This is a genomic window from Pseudomonas sp. GNP012, assembly GCF_054343835.1.
Window position 1 is genome coordinate 2,763,293 of the sequence record NZ_JBTGUU010000001.1, and the last position, 16,869, is coordinate 2,780,161.

The window sequence follows — 16,869 nt, forward strand, 5'->3', positions numbered from 1 at the left end:
TTCGTGGATTTATCCGCGATGGGGTCTGTAACCGCTTAGCAACGAACGGCCGGCAGAAAAAGCATCATACCGCCAGGATAAAGTCCGCCTGATCGATACCTGCACTGCTGACACCGACAAGGCGAATAGAGTCCACGCCGATCCCGATCACCGTGTCCGCCCCGTCAGCCGCAATGCTCACGTTGGCAGCGAACGTCTCGCTGTTGATCCCCGTCCCCGCAATATTGAGCAAGTCCTGCCCTCCGCTCGGATTGATGTCGAAGTCCTGGATCGAGTCGTTGCCGAAGCCTGCGGCAGCAAACATGAAGGTATCGTTGCCGAGGCCGCCGTAGAAGGTGTCATTGCCCTGCCCGCCGAGGAACAGATCGTCACCCGCACCGCCGACCAGTGTGTCGTTGGCCAGACCGCCCAGCATCCTGTGGTTTGCCGCCGCTGCATCGTAGGCCAGCTCACTGCCACTGCCCTCGGCGTTCGCCTGCAAACCGGCCGCCGCGTATTGGCCATTCAGCGCGATCTGCGCCGCGTGTGCGCCGTCGCTCACCATCAGCAGGCCGCCGGTGCCTGTGTCATTCGCGGCATAGGTGATCTGCGTATCGGCGCCGAACGCAATATCGCCAAAGTCCAGCTTGTCACCTGCGGCAAAACCGCTGACGCTGCCACTGAACGCCGTCGCCACATCAAGCTTGAGCGTGCCTGCCGCGCCGCTGTCAAACGTCACATGCTGATCTGAAGCCGCAGCGAATTCCAGCATCGCCGAACCGCTGATAGTCGCGCTTCCCCCGCCTGCGGCATCTCCGTGGATGGTGATGTTGCCATCGTTCGCCCACAGGCTACCGCTGTTGACCAGCGCACTTTCAATCAGCAATCCGCCGCTGCCGCTGGCTTGCAGCACCCCCGTGTTGGTGACGGCGCTACTACCGGTATCGATCACCAGCGCATTGACGCCGCTGGCGAGGATCAGGCCCGAGTTGACCAGCATCATCTGCCCCGCGCCCAACTGGCCGGCGCCCGAGATCGTGTTGTCGGCATTGGTGAGCACCGTGTCCGCGCTGCCACCGAAGATTACGTTGTGCGCGCTGTCGGACAAAACCACTTGCCCGCCACCGGTCAACGTCGCGCCACGGAACAGGATCTCGAGTTCGGCCTCGCTGCCGGTGGAGCCGAGCGCGATGGTGCCGCTGTTGTCGATGCTGCCACCGAACGGCATGATCGCGCCGTCGGCAATGGTGAGGGTGCCCGTATTGGTCGTGACCGGGTCCACATCGAACAGCAGGTTGGCCCCGCTCAACGCCGCCGCATCCACGCCGTTGATGGTGATCGTCTGGTCGGCGCTGATGCTGAGCACGGCATTGCCGCTCGCGTCGTTGACGATACTCACATCCGCAAAATCGTTGACGCCGGTGAAGCCGATCAAGTCGATCTTGTCCGCCGTCGCATCGAAGCTGTAAATGACGTTGTTGCCGATCGGCCGCGCGAATACGAAAGTGTCGGCACCGGACGAGCCGGTCAGGTTGTCGTCGGTGGACAAGGCGAAGATCGGTGCGTCCGGGGCATAGATTTCGACGTTGTTGAACACGTAGGCGCTTGCGGTGCTGCCGTCGCTGTTGCTCCAGTACAGGTTGACATCGAGCACCAACGCACCGGCGAATTCCCTTGGAGTTGTCACAGTCAATGCGCCGGGATCGCTGGTCTGCACAGTCCAGGTGCCATCGCCATTGTCGGTTCCTGCATTGAACATCCACCCCGAAGGAACACCGCTGATGGTCACCGTCACGGGGCCGCTGATATCGGCCAGTGGAACGTTGAGGGCCAGATTGACAGGTTCGCCGGCAACGCCTGCCGGAAGGTTTGCACTGCTCCCGGCCGCACCAGGATTACCCGCCAGGTCGGTGTAGCTGTTCGCGGCAACATCGACTTTTATGCTACCGCCCAGCGTTCTGGTCAGCGTTGCCGTGTAGGTATCGCCGTCAACCTGGGTAAAGTTACTGAAGGTTCCGCGTGGCGTTCCGCTCGTGGTCGACACTGCTACATCAGACAGGTTGAAACCGCTCACCGTCTCGCTGAACTGGAATGTGACCGTCGACGTTGAACCCATCGAATTCCCTAAGGCAGTCCCTGTCACTGTCACCGTTGGCGCCACGGTATCAACTGGCGTCTCAACGACGTTCTGCACATTCACCGTAATCGTCTGCGTGTCGACTCCGCCATTGCCGTCGGACACCTGAACATCCACAACGTAGGCGTTGTCGCCATCGGTACCACCGACATCCTGGGGACTCTCATAATCGGGCGCCGAATTGAACGTCAGCACCCCACTCGAACTGATCGAGAACTTGCTGAAGTCCGTCCCGGCCGTATTCAGGAGCGAGTAGCTCAGCGTCTGCGCTGGTAGATCAGCATCGGTCGCCACCACCGTCGTAACCGCCGCGGTGTTCTCCGCCACGTTGATCGAAGCCGTCGCTCCGCCACCGTTGGAAGTGATAGTCGGTGAGTCGTTGCTGCCGGCGATATGCACGGCGACCGAAGTGAGGGTGCCGTCGGCACTGCTCACTGCGAAGGTGTCGGTGTAGGTGGTGCCGGCGGCGAACTCGTTGTGGGCGGAGTTGGCGACGTAGGTCCAGGCACCGCCGGTGCCGATGGAGAACTGGCCGTAGCTGCCGGCGGTGTTGGTTTGGGCGACGAAGGTTGTGGCGCTGTCGACGTCGCTGATGGTCAGGGTGCCGGTGGTGGAAATGTCGACGGCGGCATTGGTCTCGGTGAGGTTGGCGATGTCGGCGGACAGCACGGCGGCATCGTTGGTGCCGAGGATATGCACGGTGACCGAAGTGAGGGTGCCGTCGGCACTGCTCACCGCGAAGGTGTCGGTGTAGGTGGTACCGGCGGCGAACTCGTTGTGGGCGGAGTTGGCGACGTAGGTCCAGGCACCGCCGGTGCCGATGGAGAACTGGCCGTAGCTGCCGGCGGTGTTGGTTTGGGCGACGAAGGTGGTGGCGCTGTCGACGTCGCTGATGGTCAGGGTGCCGGTGGTGGAAATGTCGACGGCGGCATTGGTCTCGGTGAGGTTGGCGATGTCGGCGGACAGCACGGCCGCATCATTGGTGCCGAGGATATGCACGGTGACCGAAGTGAGGGTGCCATCGGCACTGCTCACCGCGAAGGTGTCGGTGTAGGTGGTGCCGGCGGCGAACTCGTTGTGGGCGGAGTCGGCGACGTAGGTCCAGGCACCGTCGGTGCCGATGGAGAACTGGCCGTAGCTGCCGGCGGTGTTGGTTTGGGCGACGAAGGTGGCGGCGCTGTCGACGTCGCTGATGGTCAGGGTACCGGCGGTGGAAATGTCGACGGCGGCATTAGTCTCGGTGAGGTGAGCGATGTCGGCGGACAGCACGGCCGCATCATTGGTACCGAGGATATTCACGGTGACCGAAGTGAGGGTGCCGTCGGCACTGCTCACCGCGAAGGTGTCGGTGTAGGTGGTGCCAGCGGCGAACTCGTTGTGGGCGGAGTTGGCGACGTAGGTCCAGGCACCGCCGGTGCCGATGGAAAACTGGCCGTAGCTGCCGGCGGTGTTGGTTTGGGCGACGAAGGTTGTGGCGCTGTCGACGTCGCTGATGGTCAGGGTGCCGGTGGTGGAAATGTCGACGGCGGCATTAGTCTCGGTGAGGTTGACGATGTCGGCGGACAGCACGGCGGCATCGTTGGTGCCGAGGATATGCACGGTGACCGAAGTGAGGGTGCCATCGGCACTGCTCACCGCGAAGGTGTCGGTGTAGGTGGTGCCGGCGGCGAACTCGTTGTGGGCGGAGTTGGCGACGTAGGTCCAGGCACCGCCGGTGCCGATGGAGAACTGACCGTAGCTGCCGGCGGTGTTGGTTTGGGCGACGAAGGTTGTGGCGCTGTCGACGTCGCTGATGGTCAGGGTGCCGGTGGTGGAAATGTCGACGGCGGCATTGGTCTCGGTGAGGTTGGCGATGTCGGCGGACAGCACGGCGGCGTCGTTGGTGCCGAGGATATGCACGGTAACCGAAGTGAGGGTGCCGTCGGCACTGCTCACCGCGAAGGTGTCGGTGTAGGTGGTACCGGCGGCGAACTCGTTGTGGGCGGAGTTGGCGACGTAGGTCCAGGCACCGCCGGTGCCGATGGAGAACTGGCCGTAGCTGCCGGCGGTGTTGGTTTGGGCGACGAAGGTTGCGGCGCTGTCGACGTCGCTGATGGTCAGGGTGCCGGTGGTGGAAATGTCGACGGCGGCATTGGTCTCGGTGAGGTTGGCGATGTCGGCGGACAGCACGGCCGCATCATTGGTGCCGAGGATATGCACGGTGACCGAAGTGAGGGTGCCATCGGCACTGCTCACCGCGAAGGTGTCGGTGTAGGTGGTACCGGCGGCGAACTCGTTGTGGGCGGAGTTGGCGACGTAGGTCCAGGCACCGCCGGTGCCGATGGAAAACTGGCCGTAGCTGCCGGCGGTGTTGGTTTGGGCGACGAAGGTGGTGGCGCTGTCGACGTCGCTGATGGTCAGGGTGCCGGTGGTGGAAATGTCGACGGCGGCATTGGTCTCGGTGAGGTTGGCGATGTCGGCGGACAGCACGGCCGCATCATTGGTGCCGAGGATATGCACGGTGACCGAAGTGAGGGTGCCATCGGCACTGCTCACCGCGAAGGTGTCGGTGTAGGTGGTGCCGGCGGCGAACTCGTTGTGGGCGGAGTTGGCGACGTAGGTCCAGGCACCGCCGGTGCCGATGGAGAACTGACCGTAGCTGCCGGCGGTGTTGGTTTGGGCGACGAAGGTTGTGGCGCTGTCGACGTCGCTGATGGTCAGGGTGCCGGTGGTGGAAATGTCGACGGCGGCATTGGTCTCGGTGAGGTTGGCGATGTCGGCGGACAGCACGGCGGCGTCGTTGGTGCCGAGGATATGCACGGTAACCGAAGTGAGGGTGCCGTCGGCACTGCTCACCGCGAAGGTGTCGGTGTAGGTGGTACCGGCGGCGAACTCGTTGTGGGCGGAGTTGGCGACGTAGGTCCAGGCACCGCCGGTGCCGATGGAGAACTGGCCGTAGCTGCCGGCGGTGTTGGTTTGGGCGACGAAGGTTGCGGCGCTGTCGACGTCGCTGATGGTCAGGGTGCCGGTGGTGGAAATGTCGACGGCGGCATTGGTCTCGGTGAGGTTGGCGATGTCGGCGGACAGCACGGCCGCATCATTGGTGCCGAGGATATGCACGGTGACCGAAGTGAGGGTGCCATCGGCACTGCTCACCGCGAAGGTGTCGGTGTAGGTGGTACCGGCGGCGAACTCGTTGTGGGCGGAGTTGGCGACGTAGGTCCAGGCACCGCCGGTGCCGATGGAGAACTGGCCGTAGCTGCCGGCGGTGTTGGACTGCGCCTGGAAGCTTTCCGGGCTGTCGATATCGCTAATGGTCAGGCTGCCGCCGGTGGTCAGCGGAGCATTGGTTTCGCTCAGCGTAACGCTGGCCGAGGACAGCACGGCGGCATCGTTGCTGCCGGTGACGGTGATAGTCACCTGTTGGGTGTCGACGCCGCCGAGGCCATCGCTGACCTGCACGCTGAACACTTCGTTGTGACTCTCGCCCGCCTTCAGTGACTGCACCGCCCCGGCCACCCCATCGGTGCCATTGGCCAGGGTGTAGGTCCACTGGCCGCTGTTATCGACGGCGATCGAGCCGTAGGTGCCGGTATTTGACCCGGCAATGCTCCAGGTCGCCGTGGCATCGTGATCGATGTCGGCCGAGCTGAACTGGCCAGTCACGCTGAGCGTAGTGTCTTCCTGCACCGCGCCGGCATCATTGCCCGTTGCGAAACTCAGCACAGGCGCGTCGTTGCTGCCGGTGATGGTGATGGTCACCTGCTGGGTGTCGACGCCGCCGAGGCCATCGCTGACCTGCACGCTGAACACTTCGTTGTGACTTTCTCCCGCCTTCAGTGACTGCACCGCACTGGCAACGCCATCGGTGCCGTTGGCCAGGGTGTAGGTCCACTGGCCGCTGTTGTCGACGGCGATCGAGCCGTAGGTGCCGGTTGGCGAGCCATTGATGCTCCAGCTGGTCGTGGCGTCGTGATCGATGTCGGTCGAGCTGAACTGGCCTGTCACGCTGAGTTTGGTGTCTTCCTGCACCGCGCCCGCATCATTGCCTGTTGCGAAACTGAGCACGGGTGCGTCGTTGCTGCCGGTGATGGTGATGGTCACCTGCTGGGTGTCCACACCACCCAGGCCATCGCTGACCTGCACGCTGAACACTTCGTTGTGACTTTCTCCCGCCTTCAGTGACTGCACCGCACTGGCAACGCCATCGGTGCCGTTGGCCAGCGTGTAGGTCCACTGGCCGCTGTTATCGACGGCGATCGAGCCGTAGGTGCCCGTATCCGTACCCGCAATGCTCCAAGTGGCGGTGGCGTCGTGATCGATGTCAGCCGAACTGAACTGGCCAGTCACGCTGAGTTTGGTGTCTTCCTGCACCGCGCCGGCATCATTGCCGGTCGCGAAACTGAGCACGGGCGCGTCGTTGCTGCCGGTGATGGTGATATTCACCAGTTGGGTGTCGACGCCGCCAAGGCCATCGCTGACCTGTACCGTAAACACCTCATCATGACTCTCGCCCGCCTTCAGTGACTGCACCGCACTGGCAACGCCATCGGTGCCATTGGCCAGGGTGTAGGTCCACTGGCCGCTGTTATCGACGGCAATCGAGCCGTAGGTGCCCGTATCCGTACCCGCAATGCTCCAAGTGGCGGTGGCGTCGTGATCGATGTCGGCCGAACTGAACTGGCCTGTCACGCTGAGCGTGGTGTCTTCCTGCACCGCGCCGGCATCATTTCCCATTTCGAAACTGAGCACTGGTGCGTCGTTGGTACCGGTCAGGGTGATCGTCACCGTCTGCGCCGCCGAAGAGGCGTTGCCCGTACCGCTGTCGTCGCTGGCCACCACGGTGTAGGAGAAGCTGATGGTTTCACCAACGCTCAGGAAGTCCAGGTTCTCGCTGCTGCTGTAGTTCCAGCCGGTTTGATCGACCGAGAAGCCGGCCACCAGTGCCGCGGCTTGCGCCGCACCGAGGGTGCCGCCGCTCCAGGCGATGTCGTTGTTGGCGGTCTGGCTGACCGTCACGACGTCGTTGCTGTCCAGATCGGCAAAACTCAGCGCCCCGCTGTCGCTCAGCGTGGCTGTGCCATTGCCTTCGTTCATCGCCCCGGTCGTGTCGTCGATGGTCAGCGTCGGCTGGTCGTTGGTCCCGGTCAGGGTGATCGTCACCGTCTGCGGTGCCGAGGTCGCATTGCCTGCGCCGCTGTCGTCGCTGGCCACCACGGTGTAGGAGAAGCTGATGGTTTCACCAACGCTCAGGAAGTCCAGGTTCTCGCTGCTGCTGTAGTTCCAGCCGGTTTGATCGACCGAGAAGCCGGCCACCAGTGCCGCGGCTTGCGCCGCACCGAGGGTGCCGCCGCTCCAGGCGATGTCGTTGTTGGCGGTCTGGCTGACCGTCACGACGTCGTTGCTGTCCAGATCGGCAAAACTCAGCGCCCCGCTGTCGCTCAGCGTGGCTGTGCCATTGCCTTCGTTCATCGCCCCGGTCGTGTCATCGATGGTCAGCGTCGGCTGGTCGTTGGTCCCGGTCAGGGTGATGGTCACAGCCTTGGTCACCGTCGCCCCGAAGTCGTCAGTCAGCGTCACCGTGAACACTTCAGTCTTGGTCTGGCCCTCGGCCAGGTACTGCGCCGCGCTGTTGTTCAGCGTATAGGTCCAGCCCACGCTGCCCGCCGCGTCGCCCGTGCTCTCGTCGCTCACTGTGGCCACCAGCGTGCCCAGCGCACCGGCCGGCGCGCTCACGGTGGCCACATGGGCGTCGTCGGCCAGGTCCACGTCGCCGAAGGCAAAGCTGCCGCTGGCCACCGTGGTGCCGTCTTCGGTCACCGCACCGCTTTCGATTTCTGCCGCCGTCACCGTTGGCGCGTCATTGGTGCCGGTCAGGGTGATGGTCACAGCCTTGGTCACCGTCGCCCCGAAGTCGTCGGTCAGGGTCACCGTGAACACTTCAGTCTTGGTCTGGCCCTCGGCCAGGTACTGCGCCGCGCTGTTGTTCAGCGTATAGGTCCAGCCCACGCTGCCCACCGCGTCGCCCGTGCTCTCGTCGCTCACGGTGGCCACCAGCGTACCCAGCGCTCCGGCCGGCGCGCTCACGCTGGCCACATGGGCGTCATCGGCCAGATCCACGTCGCCGAAGGCAAAGCTGCCGCTGGCCACCGTGGTGCCGTCTTCGGTCACCGCACCGCTTTCGATTTCTGCCGCCGTCACCGTTGGCGCGTCATTGGTGCCGGTCAGGGTGATCGTCACATCCTTGGTCACCGTCGCCCCGAAGTCGTCGGTCAGGGTCACCGTGAACACTTCGGTCTTGGTCTGGCCCTCGGCCAGGTACTGCGCCGCGCTGTTGTTCAGCGTATAGCTCCAGCCCACGTTGCCCGCTGCGTCGTCCGTGCTCTCGTCGCTCACGGTGGCCACCAGCGTACCCAGCGCTCCGGCCGGTGCGCTCACGCTGGCCACATGGGTGTCGTCGGCCAGGTCCACGTCGCCAAAGGAGAAGCTGCCGCTGGCCTGCGTGGTGCCGTCTTCGGTCATCGCACCGCTTTCGATTTCTGCCGCCGTCACCGTTGGCCCGTCGTTGGTGCCGGTGATGGTGATAGTCACATTCTGCGTTACCGTCGAACCATGACCATCGCTAATGGTGACCAGGTAGGTTTCGGTAACTGTCTGTCCCTGGGCCAGGTACTGCGCCGCCCCATTGCTCAGGTTGTACGTCCATTGCACCGAACCATTGGCCGCGTTCGCGGCTTCGCTTACCGGCGAGAGCACGAACGTACCAAGATCAGTAGCGTTGCCCGCCGCCGGTGCGAACGTCGCCATGTGCGTGTCACTCAGGTCGACGTCGTTGAACACAATCGTGCCGCTGGCCGTCAGCGAGTCGGTCGCGCTCGCAGTGGTGTCGGCGTCTTCGGTCACCATGCCGGCCTGCTCGCCGAGACTGATCGTCACACCATCATTCACGCCCGAGAACTGCACTGTCGCGGTGGCCCAACTGAGCGTGCCGTTGCCCAGGCGCATCGCATAGGTAAAGCTGTCCGTCAGGACCTCTCCGACAGCAAGCGCCTGAAGTTGTGCCTTGAAAGCAGTGGTGAAAGTAGCGGCGTCGTAGCCGACCTTACCGTCCGGGGTGATCCAGATCTTTGCACCATTCACACTGGTGTCAGAACTCGTCGCCTCAGCCCTCGACGTATCCTGGGTCAGGAGGTCGGCCGGAGCATAAGCCTTGGTGGCAGTAGAAAGACTGTCCGCGTTGTCGAGTGACCAGAGCGTCTTCGCGTTACCGCCGAGGTCATTGGACATGACGTCCCAATACACGACCCCCAGCAGATTTTCAGTGGTGGTAAAGACGTCATCCTTCGCCTGCGGCGTGTTGGAAAACGAGGTAACGGTTCCGCCGCTGGTAGTGGTGGTGCTAGCCATGTCTTTCTCCCAAGAATGTCACTCAGAGCAAAAAACCGCTGTAGGCCGCCAACAGCCGCAAGCCGATCCTCGCTCAACCCACAAACACTTCACTCCACCGGTACCAGCCGGCTGGCCAGTAGCTTCACGCCCACCCCGGCCCTGCCGCCCAGCGGCTCAATGCGCACGATTTGTCCTTGCGCCCTGAACTTCATGGGGCCGCCGGGAGCGTCGAGCTCGATCTCGAAGTCAATCAAGCTACCCACCTGCTGCTCGCTATCGGTTTCGAAATACAAACCTGAGGCGCTGATGTCACGGGTGACACCGTTGCCCCCGCCGATCAGTTGCAGCGACAGGGTGACTTGTTCACGGGGCTCAATGCGGTGTGTGTCTTTCATGTCGGCAGTCTAAAAACCACCGCTGTTTATTACATGAGCGCGCTATCCCTTTTTTTCTGGGAGTCAATCACCCATCAAAACAGTGTTTTGCGGGACAAATGTCATGGGAGGGGGGGGACTGCAGCGCTATTGAAAACACTAAGGACTGCAACGATTGCTATCATGATCAGCTAACACAACCCGCCTAAAGGGGCAGCGACACGCATGCCAATTCAAGTTCTGTTAGTCGCTCTACCGCTCGTGGCCTGGGGCCTTGAGCGTCTGGTGGAAAGCGCTCGACCAAGGTTGGCGCTGGCGGGTTCGGTGTCGTCGGTGGCGCAATACCTGCTTTCGCCGCACCAATACGCACCGGATGTGGTGGTGCTGGACCTGGACAGCGAGGACTGTATCGAGTCGCTGGCCGACTTGCACAACCAGACCAAAGCCAGGATTCTGGTCGTGACAGGGTCGAGCGACGTGGCGCTGCATGACCGTGCTGTGCTGGCGGGCGCACGTGGCGTGGTGGATAAGCGGGAGTCGGCCTCCGCATCAACATTGCTCAAAGCCATAGAAAAAGTGCATGACGGCGAACTCTGGATTGACCGCAATGCCACCAGCCGTATCTTTCTTGAACTGGCGCGCAAGAAAGCCGAGCGCGATATAGACCCGGAGCAACAAAAAATCGCCAAGTTAACGCGCCGCGAGCAGCAAACCATTGCATCGCTGGCCCGCGACCCCTCAGCGCCTGGCAAGTTGGTGGCCGAGAAACTGCACATCAGCGAGCACACGCTGCGCAACCATTTGACATCGATCTACAGCAAGCTGGGCCTGACGAACCGCGTAGATCTGTACGCCTACGCACACAAGCATGGGCTGTCCACTGGCGACTGAGGACTGCGGCAACACGCCGGGCGTATTGCCGCAGTCTGACCTTGTCCCGAAACGCCAGCACAGGTCATTCGCCGATTCTTTCCGGATTTATCGAGAACCCGATCTACCCCCCATCTCCTGCGAGGGCGGTAAGATTCGCCATCAATTGACATGACAGACCACTCCCGCAGTGGATCTTCACAGAACCCAACCTTTATCCTTGACGCCCCCCGCTGCCCCGAGTCCTGGAGTTTCGCCCATGCCCCATGAAGGCAACCTGCTACAAGCCGCTGTCGTGTTCCTGATGGCGGCCGTGCTCATCGTTCCGTTAGCCAAGCGCCTGCAACTGGGGGCGGTCCTGGGCTATCTGTTCGCCGGGGTGATCATTGGTCCGTCGGTACTGGGGTTGATCGACAACCCGCAAAGCGTCGCGAACATTTCCGAACTGGGCGTGGTGTTGCTGCTGTTCATCATCGGCCTGGAGCTGTCGCCGCGACGCTTGTGGGTGATGCGCAAATCAGTGTTCGGCGTGGGTCTGGCGCAAGTGCTGCTGACCGGCACGCTGATTGGCGTGGTGGCTTTGTGGTTGTTTGGCCAGCCGTTGAACACCGCGATCGTCCTCGGCCTGGGCCTGGCGCTGTCGTCCACGGCGTTCGGCCTGCAAAGCCTGGCTGAACGCAAGGAGCTGACCAGCCCCCACGGGCGATTGGCGTTCGCAATCCTGTTGTTTCAGGACATCGCCGCAATCCCCTTGATTGCCATGGTGCCGTTGCTGGCCGGTGGCGATCACAGCACCAGCGCCAGCGAAAACCTGAACCACGGCCTGCAAGTGCTGGCCAGCATCGCCGTGGTGGTGATCGGCGGGCGTTACCTGCTGCGACCGGTGTTCCGCGTGGTGGCCAAGACCGCGTTGCCGGAGGTTTCCACCGCCACCGCGCTGCTGGTGGTGATCGGCACTGCCTGGTTGATGGAGCTGGTCGGTATTTCCATGGCCCTCGGCGCATTCCTCGCCGGCCTGCTGCTGGCGGACTCCGAGTACCGCCATGAACTGGAAGCCCAGATCGAACCGTTCAAGGGCCTGCTGCTGGGGCTGTTTTTCATCAGCGTCGGCATGGGCGCGAACCTGAGCCTGTTGCTGAGCACGCCCGTCGCGGTGCTGGGCCTGACCCTGCTGCTGATCGCGATCAAACTGCCGCTGCTGTTTATTGTCGGTCGCCTGGCCGGAGGTTTGAAGAACGTCAGTGCCATCCGCCTGGGTATCGTGTTGGCGGCCGGAGGTGAATTTGCCTTTGTGGTGTTCAAGATCGGTCGCGATCATGGGCTGTTCGCCGCCGGGCTGTATGACTTGCTGGTGTTGACCATCACCCTGTCCATGGCCGTGACGCCGCTATTGCTGCTGATTTGCGCACGCCTGGTCAGCCCGAAAGTGCAACCGGTGGAAGTACCGGAGAAGTTCCGTGAAATCGACGCCGACGCGCCGCGGGTGGTGATCGCCGGGATGGGCCGCATGGGCCAGATCGTTGCGCGGATTCTGCGCGCGCAGAACATCAAGTTCGTGGCCCTGGACACCTCGGTGGAAACCATCGAACTGTCCCGCAGCTTCGGTGGCGTTCCGGTGTTCTACGGCGACCCGATGCGCCCGGAAATCCTCAGCGCGGCCAAGGTCGGCGAAGCCGAGTTTTTTGTGATCGCAACAGACGACCCGGACACCAACATCAAGACCGCCGAGCTGGTGCGCAAGCTCTATCCGCATATGAAAATCATCGCCCGCGCCCGTAACCGCCAGCATGTGCACCGGCTGATGGACGTCGATGCTCACGCTGTGCGCGAGACCTTTTTCTCGAGCCTGGAAATGAGCCGGCAGACCCTGATCGGCTTGGGATTGACCCAGGCCCAGGCCGATGCGCGGATCAAGCGTTTCAAGCAGCACGACGAAGAGGTGCTGGAAGCCCAGCACGCGGTGTATGACGACGCGGTGAAAGTGCTGCAGACGGCGCAGGAAGCGCGGGCGGAACTGGCCAGGTTGTTCGAGTCGGATCAACTGCAGGAGCAGGCGGGTAAGAAATGAGGTGACGGGAATGGCCTCTTCGCGAGCAAGCCCGCTCCCACACTGGATCTGAGGTGCTCACAAATATTGAGCCTGGCAGAGCCCCCTTGTGGGAGCGGGCTTGCTCGCGAAGAACGATAACGCGGTGTGACGGAATAACCACAATTTCAAAGGAACCCCCATGACTGACCAAGCCTCCCCCGCCCTCAAGGAAATCTTCAACGCCGAGCGCCTCAAGCACATCGCCACAGAGATGACGGCGGTGTACCCCGATTTTGACGGCGAGAAATTCCTCAAGCTGGCCCAATCCGGCCTGGCAGACCTCAGCGTCATGCAGCGCATGGCCCGGGTCAGCGAATGCCTGCACGCGGTGTTGCCGCTGGACTATGAAGCATCGCTGCAGGTGCTGCGCGCCCTCGCCCCGCGCCTGAACAGCGGTTTCGTCAGCATGTGCCTGCCGCACTACGTCGCCCGCTACGGCGCCCATGCGTTCGAGCAGTCGATGGACGCACTGAAGTACTTCACCGCTTTCGGCTCTTCGGAATTCGCGATCCGCCACTTTCTGCGCAGCGACCTCGAGGGTTCGCTCAAGCTGATGCACGACTGGTCACTGGATGACAACGAGCACGTACGACGCCTGGCCAGTGAAGGCTGCCGGCCACGCCTGCCCTGGTCATTCCGCCTGGAACCCGTCCAGGCCGACCCGACACTCGCCGCGAAGATCCTCGACAACCTCAAGGCCGACACCAGCCTGTACGTGCGCAAGTCCGTGGCCAACCACCTCAACGACATCACCAAGGACCACCCCGACTGGGTGCTGGACCTGATCGAAGGCTGGTCGCTGGACAACCGGCACACGGCATGGATCGCCAGGCACGCCCTGCGCAGCCTGATCAAACAGGGCAACCAGCGGGCACTGGCGATCATCGGCGCGGGCGGCAAGCCTGAAGTCGAGATCGTCGATGTGAAAGTCGAACCGCCGGTGATTGGCCTGGGAGAAAAGATCACCCTGTCGTTTGCCATCAGATCCACCGTTGAAAGCAGCCAGCGCCTGGTGATCGACTACGCCATCGATTACGTCAAGGCCAACGGCAGCACCTCGGCGAAGGTCTTCAAGCTCAAGGCGCTGACGCTGCCCGGCAACGCCAGCGAAGCCGTCAGCCGTGGGCAACACATCAAGGAACTCACCACCCGCCGGCATTATGCGGGGCACCATGCGGTGCATGTCATGGTTAATGGTGAACGGCTGGCCAGTACCGCGTTCGAGATTCTCGCTTAAACCATTAGATCAATTGTGAATCTACCGACACCTTCGCGAGCAAGCCCGCTCCCACATTGGAATGCGTTCCCCTGTGGGAGCGGGCTTGCTCGCGAAGGCGCCAGTTCAGGCACCGCCCAACAACAACCCCTGCTCCCGCTCACACAACTCCACCACATAATCCCACAACACCCGCAACCGCACCGACTTGTGCAACTCCCGACGAGTGCTGATCCAGTAGCTGCGCTGGATGCTTTCATCCGGCAACAGCGGCACCAGCCCCGGATCGGCACTGGCCATGTAGCACGGCAACACCGCAATCCCCAGGCCCGAGCGCGCAGCCTGTTGCTGGGCGATCACGCTGGTGCTGTGAAACACCACCTGCGGGTTGCGGCAGAAGCTGTTGAGGAACATCAATTCCTGGCTGAACAGCAAATCATCGACGTAGCCAATCCACGCGTGACGCCCCAGGTCCTCGCGACTGCGCAACGGCGGCGAACGATCGAGGTAGTCCTGGCTGGCATACAACGCCAGGCGATAGTCGGTGAGTTTGCGGGTGACCAGCATGTCGGCGGCCGGGCGTTCGAGGTGGATGCTGATTTCCGCCTCGCGGTTGAGGATGCTGACAAACCGCGGCACCGCCACCAGCTCCACTTCCAGCCCCGGATAACGTTCGAACAAGCCGTTCATGCGACTGGCGAGGAACATGATGCCCAGGCCTTCGGTCACCCCGACGCGGATCTTGCCTAGCGGCGCGGTGGATTGGGTGATTTCCTCCTGGGCCAGCAGCGCCACGTTCTCCATCGCCTCGGCGTGTTTAAGCAACGCCTCGCCCGCCGGGGTCATCTCATAACCCTGGGCATGCTGGACGAACAATGCCGTACCCAGGCTCTTTTCGATGGCCTCGATGTGCCGCGCCACGGTGGCATGGGTGGTGTTCAAGCGCCGGGCAGCCGTGAGCAAACGCCCGCTGCGCTGCAATTCGAGAAAAAACCGCAGGTCATTCCAGTCGAACATGAAGCGTCCTTGTTCGTTGCCGTTCGGGATGCTGTTTAAAAACGCACAGCGGCTGCGCAAAAACTAACATTCTTTTGACGAAAGCTAACAACTAGGATGACAGACAACAAGAACAACAAAATGAGGTCAGGGATGCAGGCTTCCCTTGATGAATACGATTACATCGTGGTCGGGGCCGGCCCAGCCGGGTGTCTGCTGGCCAATCGACTGTCGGCCAACCCTCAACATCGCGTGTTGTTGCTCGAAGCCGGCGGCCGCGACAACTATGCGTGGATTCACATCCCCGTGGGTTACCTGTACTGCATCGGCAACCCGCGCACCGACTGGTGCTTCAAGACCGAAGCGCAACCCGGCCTGCAAGGTCGCGCCCTGAGCTATCCGCGCGGCAAGGTACTGGGCGGCTGCTCATCCATCAACGGCATGATCTACATGCGCGGCCAGGCCGGTGACTACGACCGCTGGGGCGCCGACGGCAACCCCGGCTGGAGCTGGCAAGACGTGTTGCCGCTGTTCAAGCAGAGTGAAAACCACTTCGCCGGCGCCGCCGAATTTCACGGCGACGCGGGTGAATGGCGAGTCGAACGCCAGCGCCTGTCGTGGCCGATTCTCGACGCCTTCCGCAGTGCCGCCGAACAAAACGGCATCGCCAGCATCGATGACTTCAACCAGGGCGACAACGAAGGTTGCGGCTATTTCCAGGTCAATCAGAAGGCCGGCATCCGCTGGAACGCGGCCAAGGCGTTTCTCAAACCGATTCGCCAACGCTCCAATCTCACTGTGCTGACCGGTGTCGAAGTCGACCGCGTGCGGCTGGACAATGGCCGCGCCTCTGCAGTCAGCGCCCGCTGGCAGGGCGAGGTGAAGACCTTCAAGGCACGCAAGGAGATCGTCCTCTGTGCCGGCTCGGTCGGGTCGCCCGGCATCCTGCAACGCTCCGGCATCGGCCCGCGTCCGTTGCTTGAGCGGCTGGGAATTGGTGTCGCCCATGAACTGCCCGGTGTCGGCGGCAATCTGCAGGATCACCTGCAACTGCGGCTGATCTACAAGCTGGAAAATGCCCGCACCCTGAACCAGATTGCCGGCAGCCTGTGGGGCAAGCTGGGCATGGGCCTGCGCTACCTGTATGACCGCAGCGGCCCGCTGTCCATGGCGCCGAGCCAGTTGGGCGCCTTTGCCCGCTCGGGGCCGGAACAGACTTCAGCCAACCTCGAATACCACGTGCAGCCCCTGTCGCTGGAGCGCTTTGGCGAACCGCTGCATGCCTTTCCGGCGTTCACCGCATCGGTCTGCGATCTACGCCCGCAAAGCCGTGGCCGGGTCGATATCCGCTCTGCCGATCCGCAACAAGCACCACTGATCCAGCCCAATTATCTGAGCCACCCGGAAGACCTGCGGGTCGCCGCCGACGCCATTCGCCTGACCCGGCGCATCGTCGCCGCGCCGGCCCTGCGCGCCTTCAATCCGGTGGAATACCTGCCCGGCGCCAGCCTGCAAAGCGAGGAACAACTGCACGAAGCCGCCGCGCGCATCGGCACCACGATTTTCCACCCCGTGGGCACCTGCCGCATGGGCAATGACGCCGACGCCGTGGTCGATGCGCAACTCAAGGTCCGTGGCGTCCCCGGCCTGCGCATCGCCGATGCCTCGATCATGCCGCGCATCACCTCGGGCAACACCTGCTCGCCGACGCTGATGATTGCCGAGAAGGCTGCGCAGATGATTCTCAATCCAGACATATACACCAACCCTGTGGGAGCGGGCTTGCTCGCGAAAGCGGTGGATCATTCACATTGATGCTGAATGACACGACGCCTTCGCG

At 62.7% G+C, this 16,869-nt stretch carries 7 protein-coding genes and 2 pseudogenes; 4 read left to right on the forward strand and 5 right to left on the reverse strand.

Annotated elements, in window-relative coordinates:
- Positions 1-64: 64 nt before the first annotated feature.
- The 4 genes and pseudogenes from ACXX83_RS12335 to ACXX83_RS12350 form a co-directional block, all read right to left on the reverse strand.
- Positions 65-7,840, reverse strand: coding sequence for a VCBS domain-containing protein (locus ACXX83_RS12335; RefSeq protein WP_458550197.1), 7,776 nt, complete (start codon positions 7,838-7,840; stop codon positions 65-67).
- A 120-nt stretch (positions 7,841-7,960) separates the two neighbouring features.
- Positions 7,961-8,191, reverse strand: a pseudogene (locus ACXX83_RS12340) (VCBS domain-containing protein); the annotation flags it as partial.
- A gap of 72 nt (positions 8,192-8,263) precedes the next feature.
- A pseudogene (locus tag ACXX83_RS12345) lies at positions 8,264-9,502 on the reverse strand (VCBS domain-containing protein); the annotation flags it as partial.
- Between the two features lie 89 nt (positions 9,503-9,591).
- On the reverse strand, positions 9,592-9,879 hold the full coding sequence (locus ACXX83_RS12350) for a PilZ domain-containing protein (protein WP_458548596.1): 288 nt from the start codon (positions 9,877-9,879) through the stop codon (positions 9,592-9,594).
- A gap of 204 nt (positions 9,880-10,083) precedes the next feature.
- Between ACXX83_RS12350 and ACXX83_RS12355 the strand changes: the two genes are divergently transcribed.
- The 3 genes from ACXX83_RS12355 (at position 10,084) to ACXX83_RS12365 (ending at position 14,054) form a co-directional block, all read left to right on the forward strand.
- On the forward strand, positions 10,084-10,749 hold the full coding sequence (locus tag ACXX83_RS12355) for a LuxR C-terminal-related transcriptional regulator (RefSeq protein WP_458548597.1): 666 nt from the start codon (positions 10,084-10,086) through the stop codon (positions 10,747-10,749).
- Positions 10,750-10,987: 238 nt separating this feature from the next.
- A complete protein-coding gene (locus ACXX83_RS12360; RefSeq protein ID WP_458548598.1) occupies positions 10,988-12,796 on the forward strand; it encodes a monovalent cation:proton antiporter-2 (CPA2) family protein in 1,809 nt (602 codons plus the stop codon).
- A gap of 160 nt (positions 12,797-12,956) precedes the next feature.
- Positions 12,957-14,054 (forward strand): DNA alkylation repair protein, encoded by a 1,098-nt coding sequence (locus tag ACXX83_RS12365; protein ID WP_458548599.1) that lies wholly within the window; start codon positions 12,957-12,959, stop codon positions 14,052-14,054.
- A 105-nt stretch (positions 14,055-14,159) separates the two neighbouring features.
- On the opposite strand, the gene ACXX83_RS12370 is transcribed toward ACXX83_RS12365, so the two are convergent.
- Entirely contained in the window at positions 14,160-15,050 is an 891-nt protein-coding gene (locus ACXX83_RS12370; protein ID WP_458548600.1) for a LysR family transcriptional regulator, read from the reverse strand.
- Positions 15,051-15,182: 132 nt separating this feature from the next.
- On the opposite strand from ACXX83_RS12370, the gene ACXX83_RS12375 reads away from it, so the two are divergent.
- Positions 15,183-16,844, forward strand: a complete 1,662-nt coding sequence (locus tag ACXX83_RS12375) for a GMC family oxidoreductase (RefSeq protein WP_458548601.1) — start codon at positions 15,183-15,185, stop codon at positions 16,842-16,844.
- Positions 16,845-16,869: the final 25 nt, after the last annotated feature.

What these genes read in the sequence shown, in the direction of transcription:
- ACXX83_RS12365 (WP_458548599.1), top strand. Translation starts at nt 12,957, where the DNA reads ATGACTGACCAAGCCTCCCCCGCCCTCAAGGAAATCTTCAACGCCGAG.
- ACXX83_RS12375 (WP_458548601.1), top strand. Translation starts at nt 15,183, where the DNA reads ATGCAGGCTTCCCTTGATGAATACGATTACATCGTGGTCGGGGCCGGC.
- ACXX83_RS12350 (WP_458548596.1), bottom strand. Translation starts at nt 9,879, where the DNA reads ATGAAAGACACACACCGCATTGAGCCCCGTGAACAAGTCACCCTGTCG.
- ACXX83_RS12355 (WP_458548597.1), top strand. Translation starts at nt 10,084, where the DNA reads ATGCCAATTCAAGTTCTGTTAGTCGCTCTACCGCTCGTGGCCTGGGGC.
- ACXX83_RS12360 (WP_458548598.1), top strand. Translation starts at nt 10,988, where the DNA reads ATGCCCCATGAAGGCAACCTGCTACAAGCCGCTGTCGTGTTCCTGATG.
- ACXX83_RS12370 (WP_458548600.1), bottom strand. Translation starts at nt 15,050, where the DNA reads ATGTTCGACTGGAATGACCTGCGGTTTTTTCTCGAATTGCAGCGCAGC.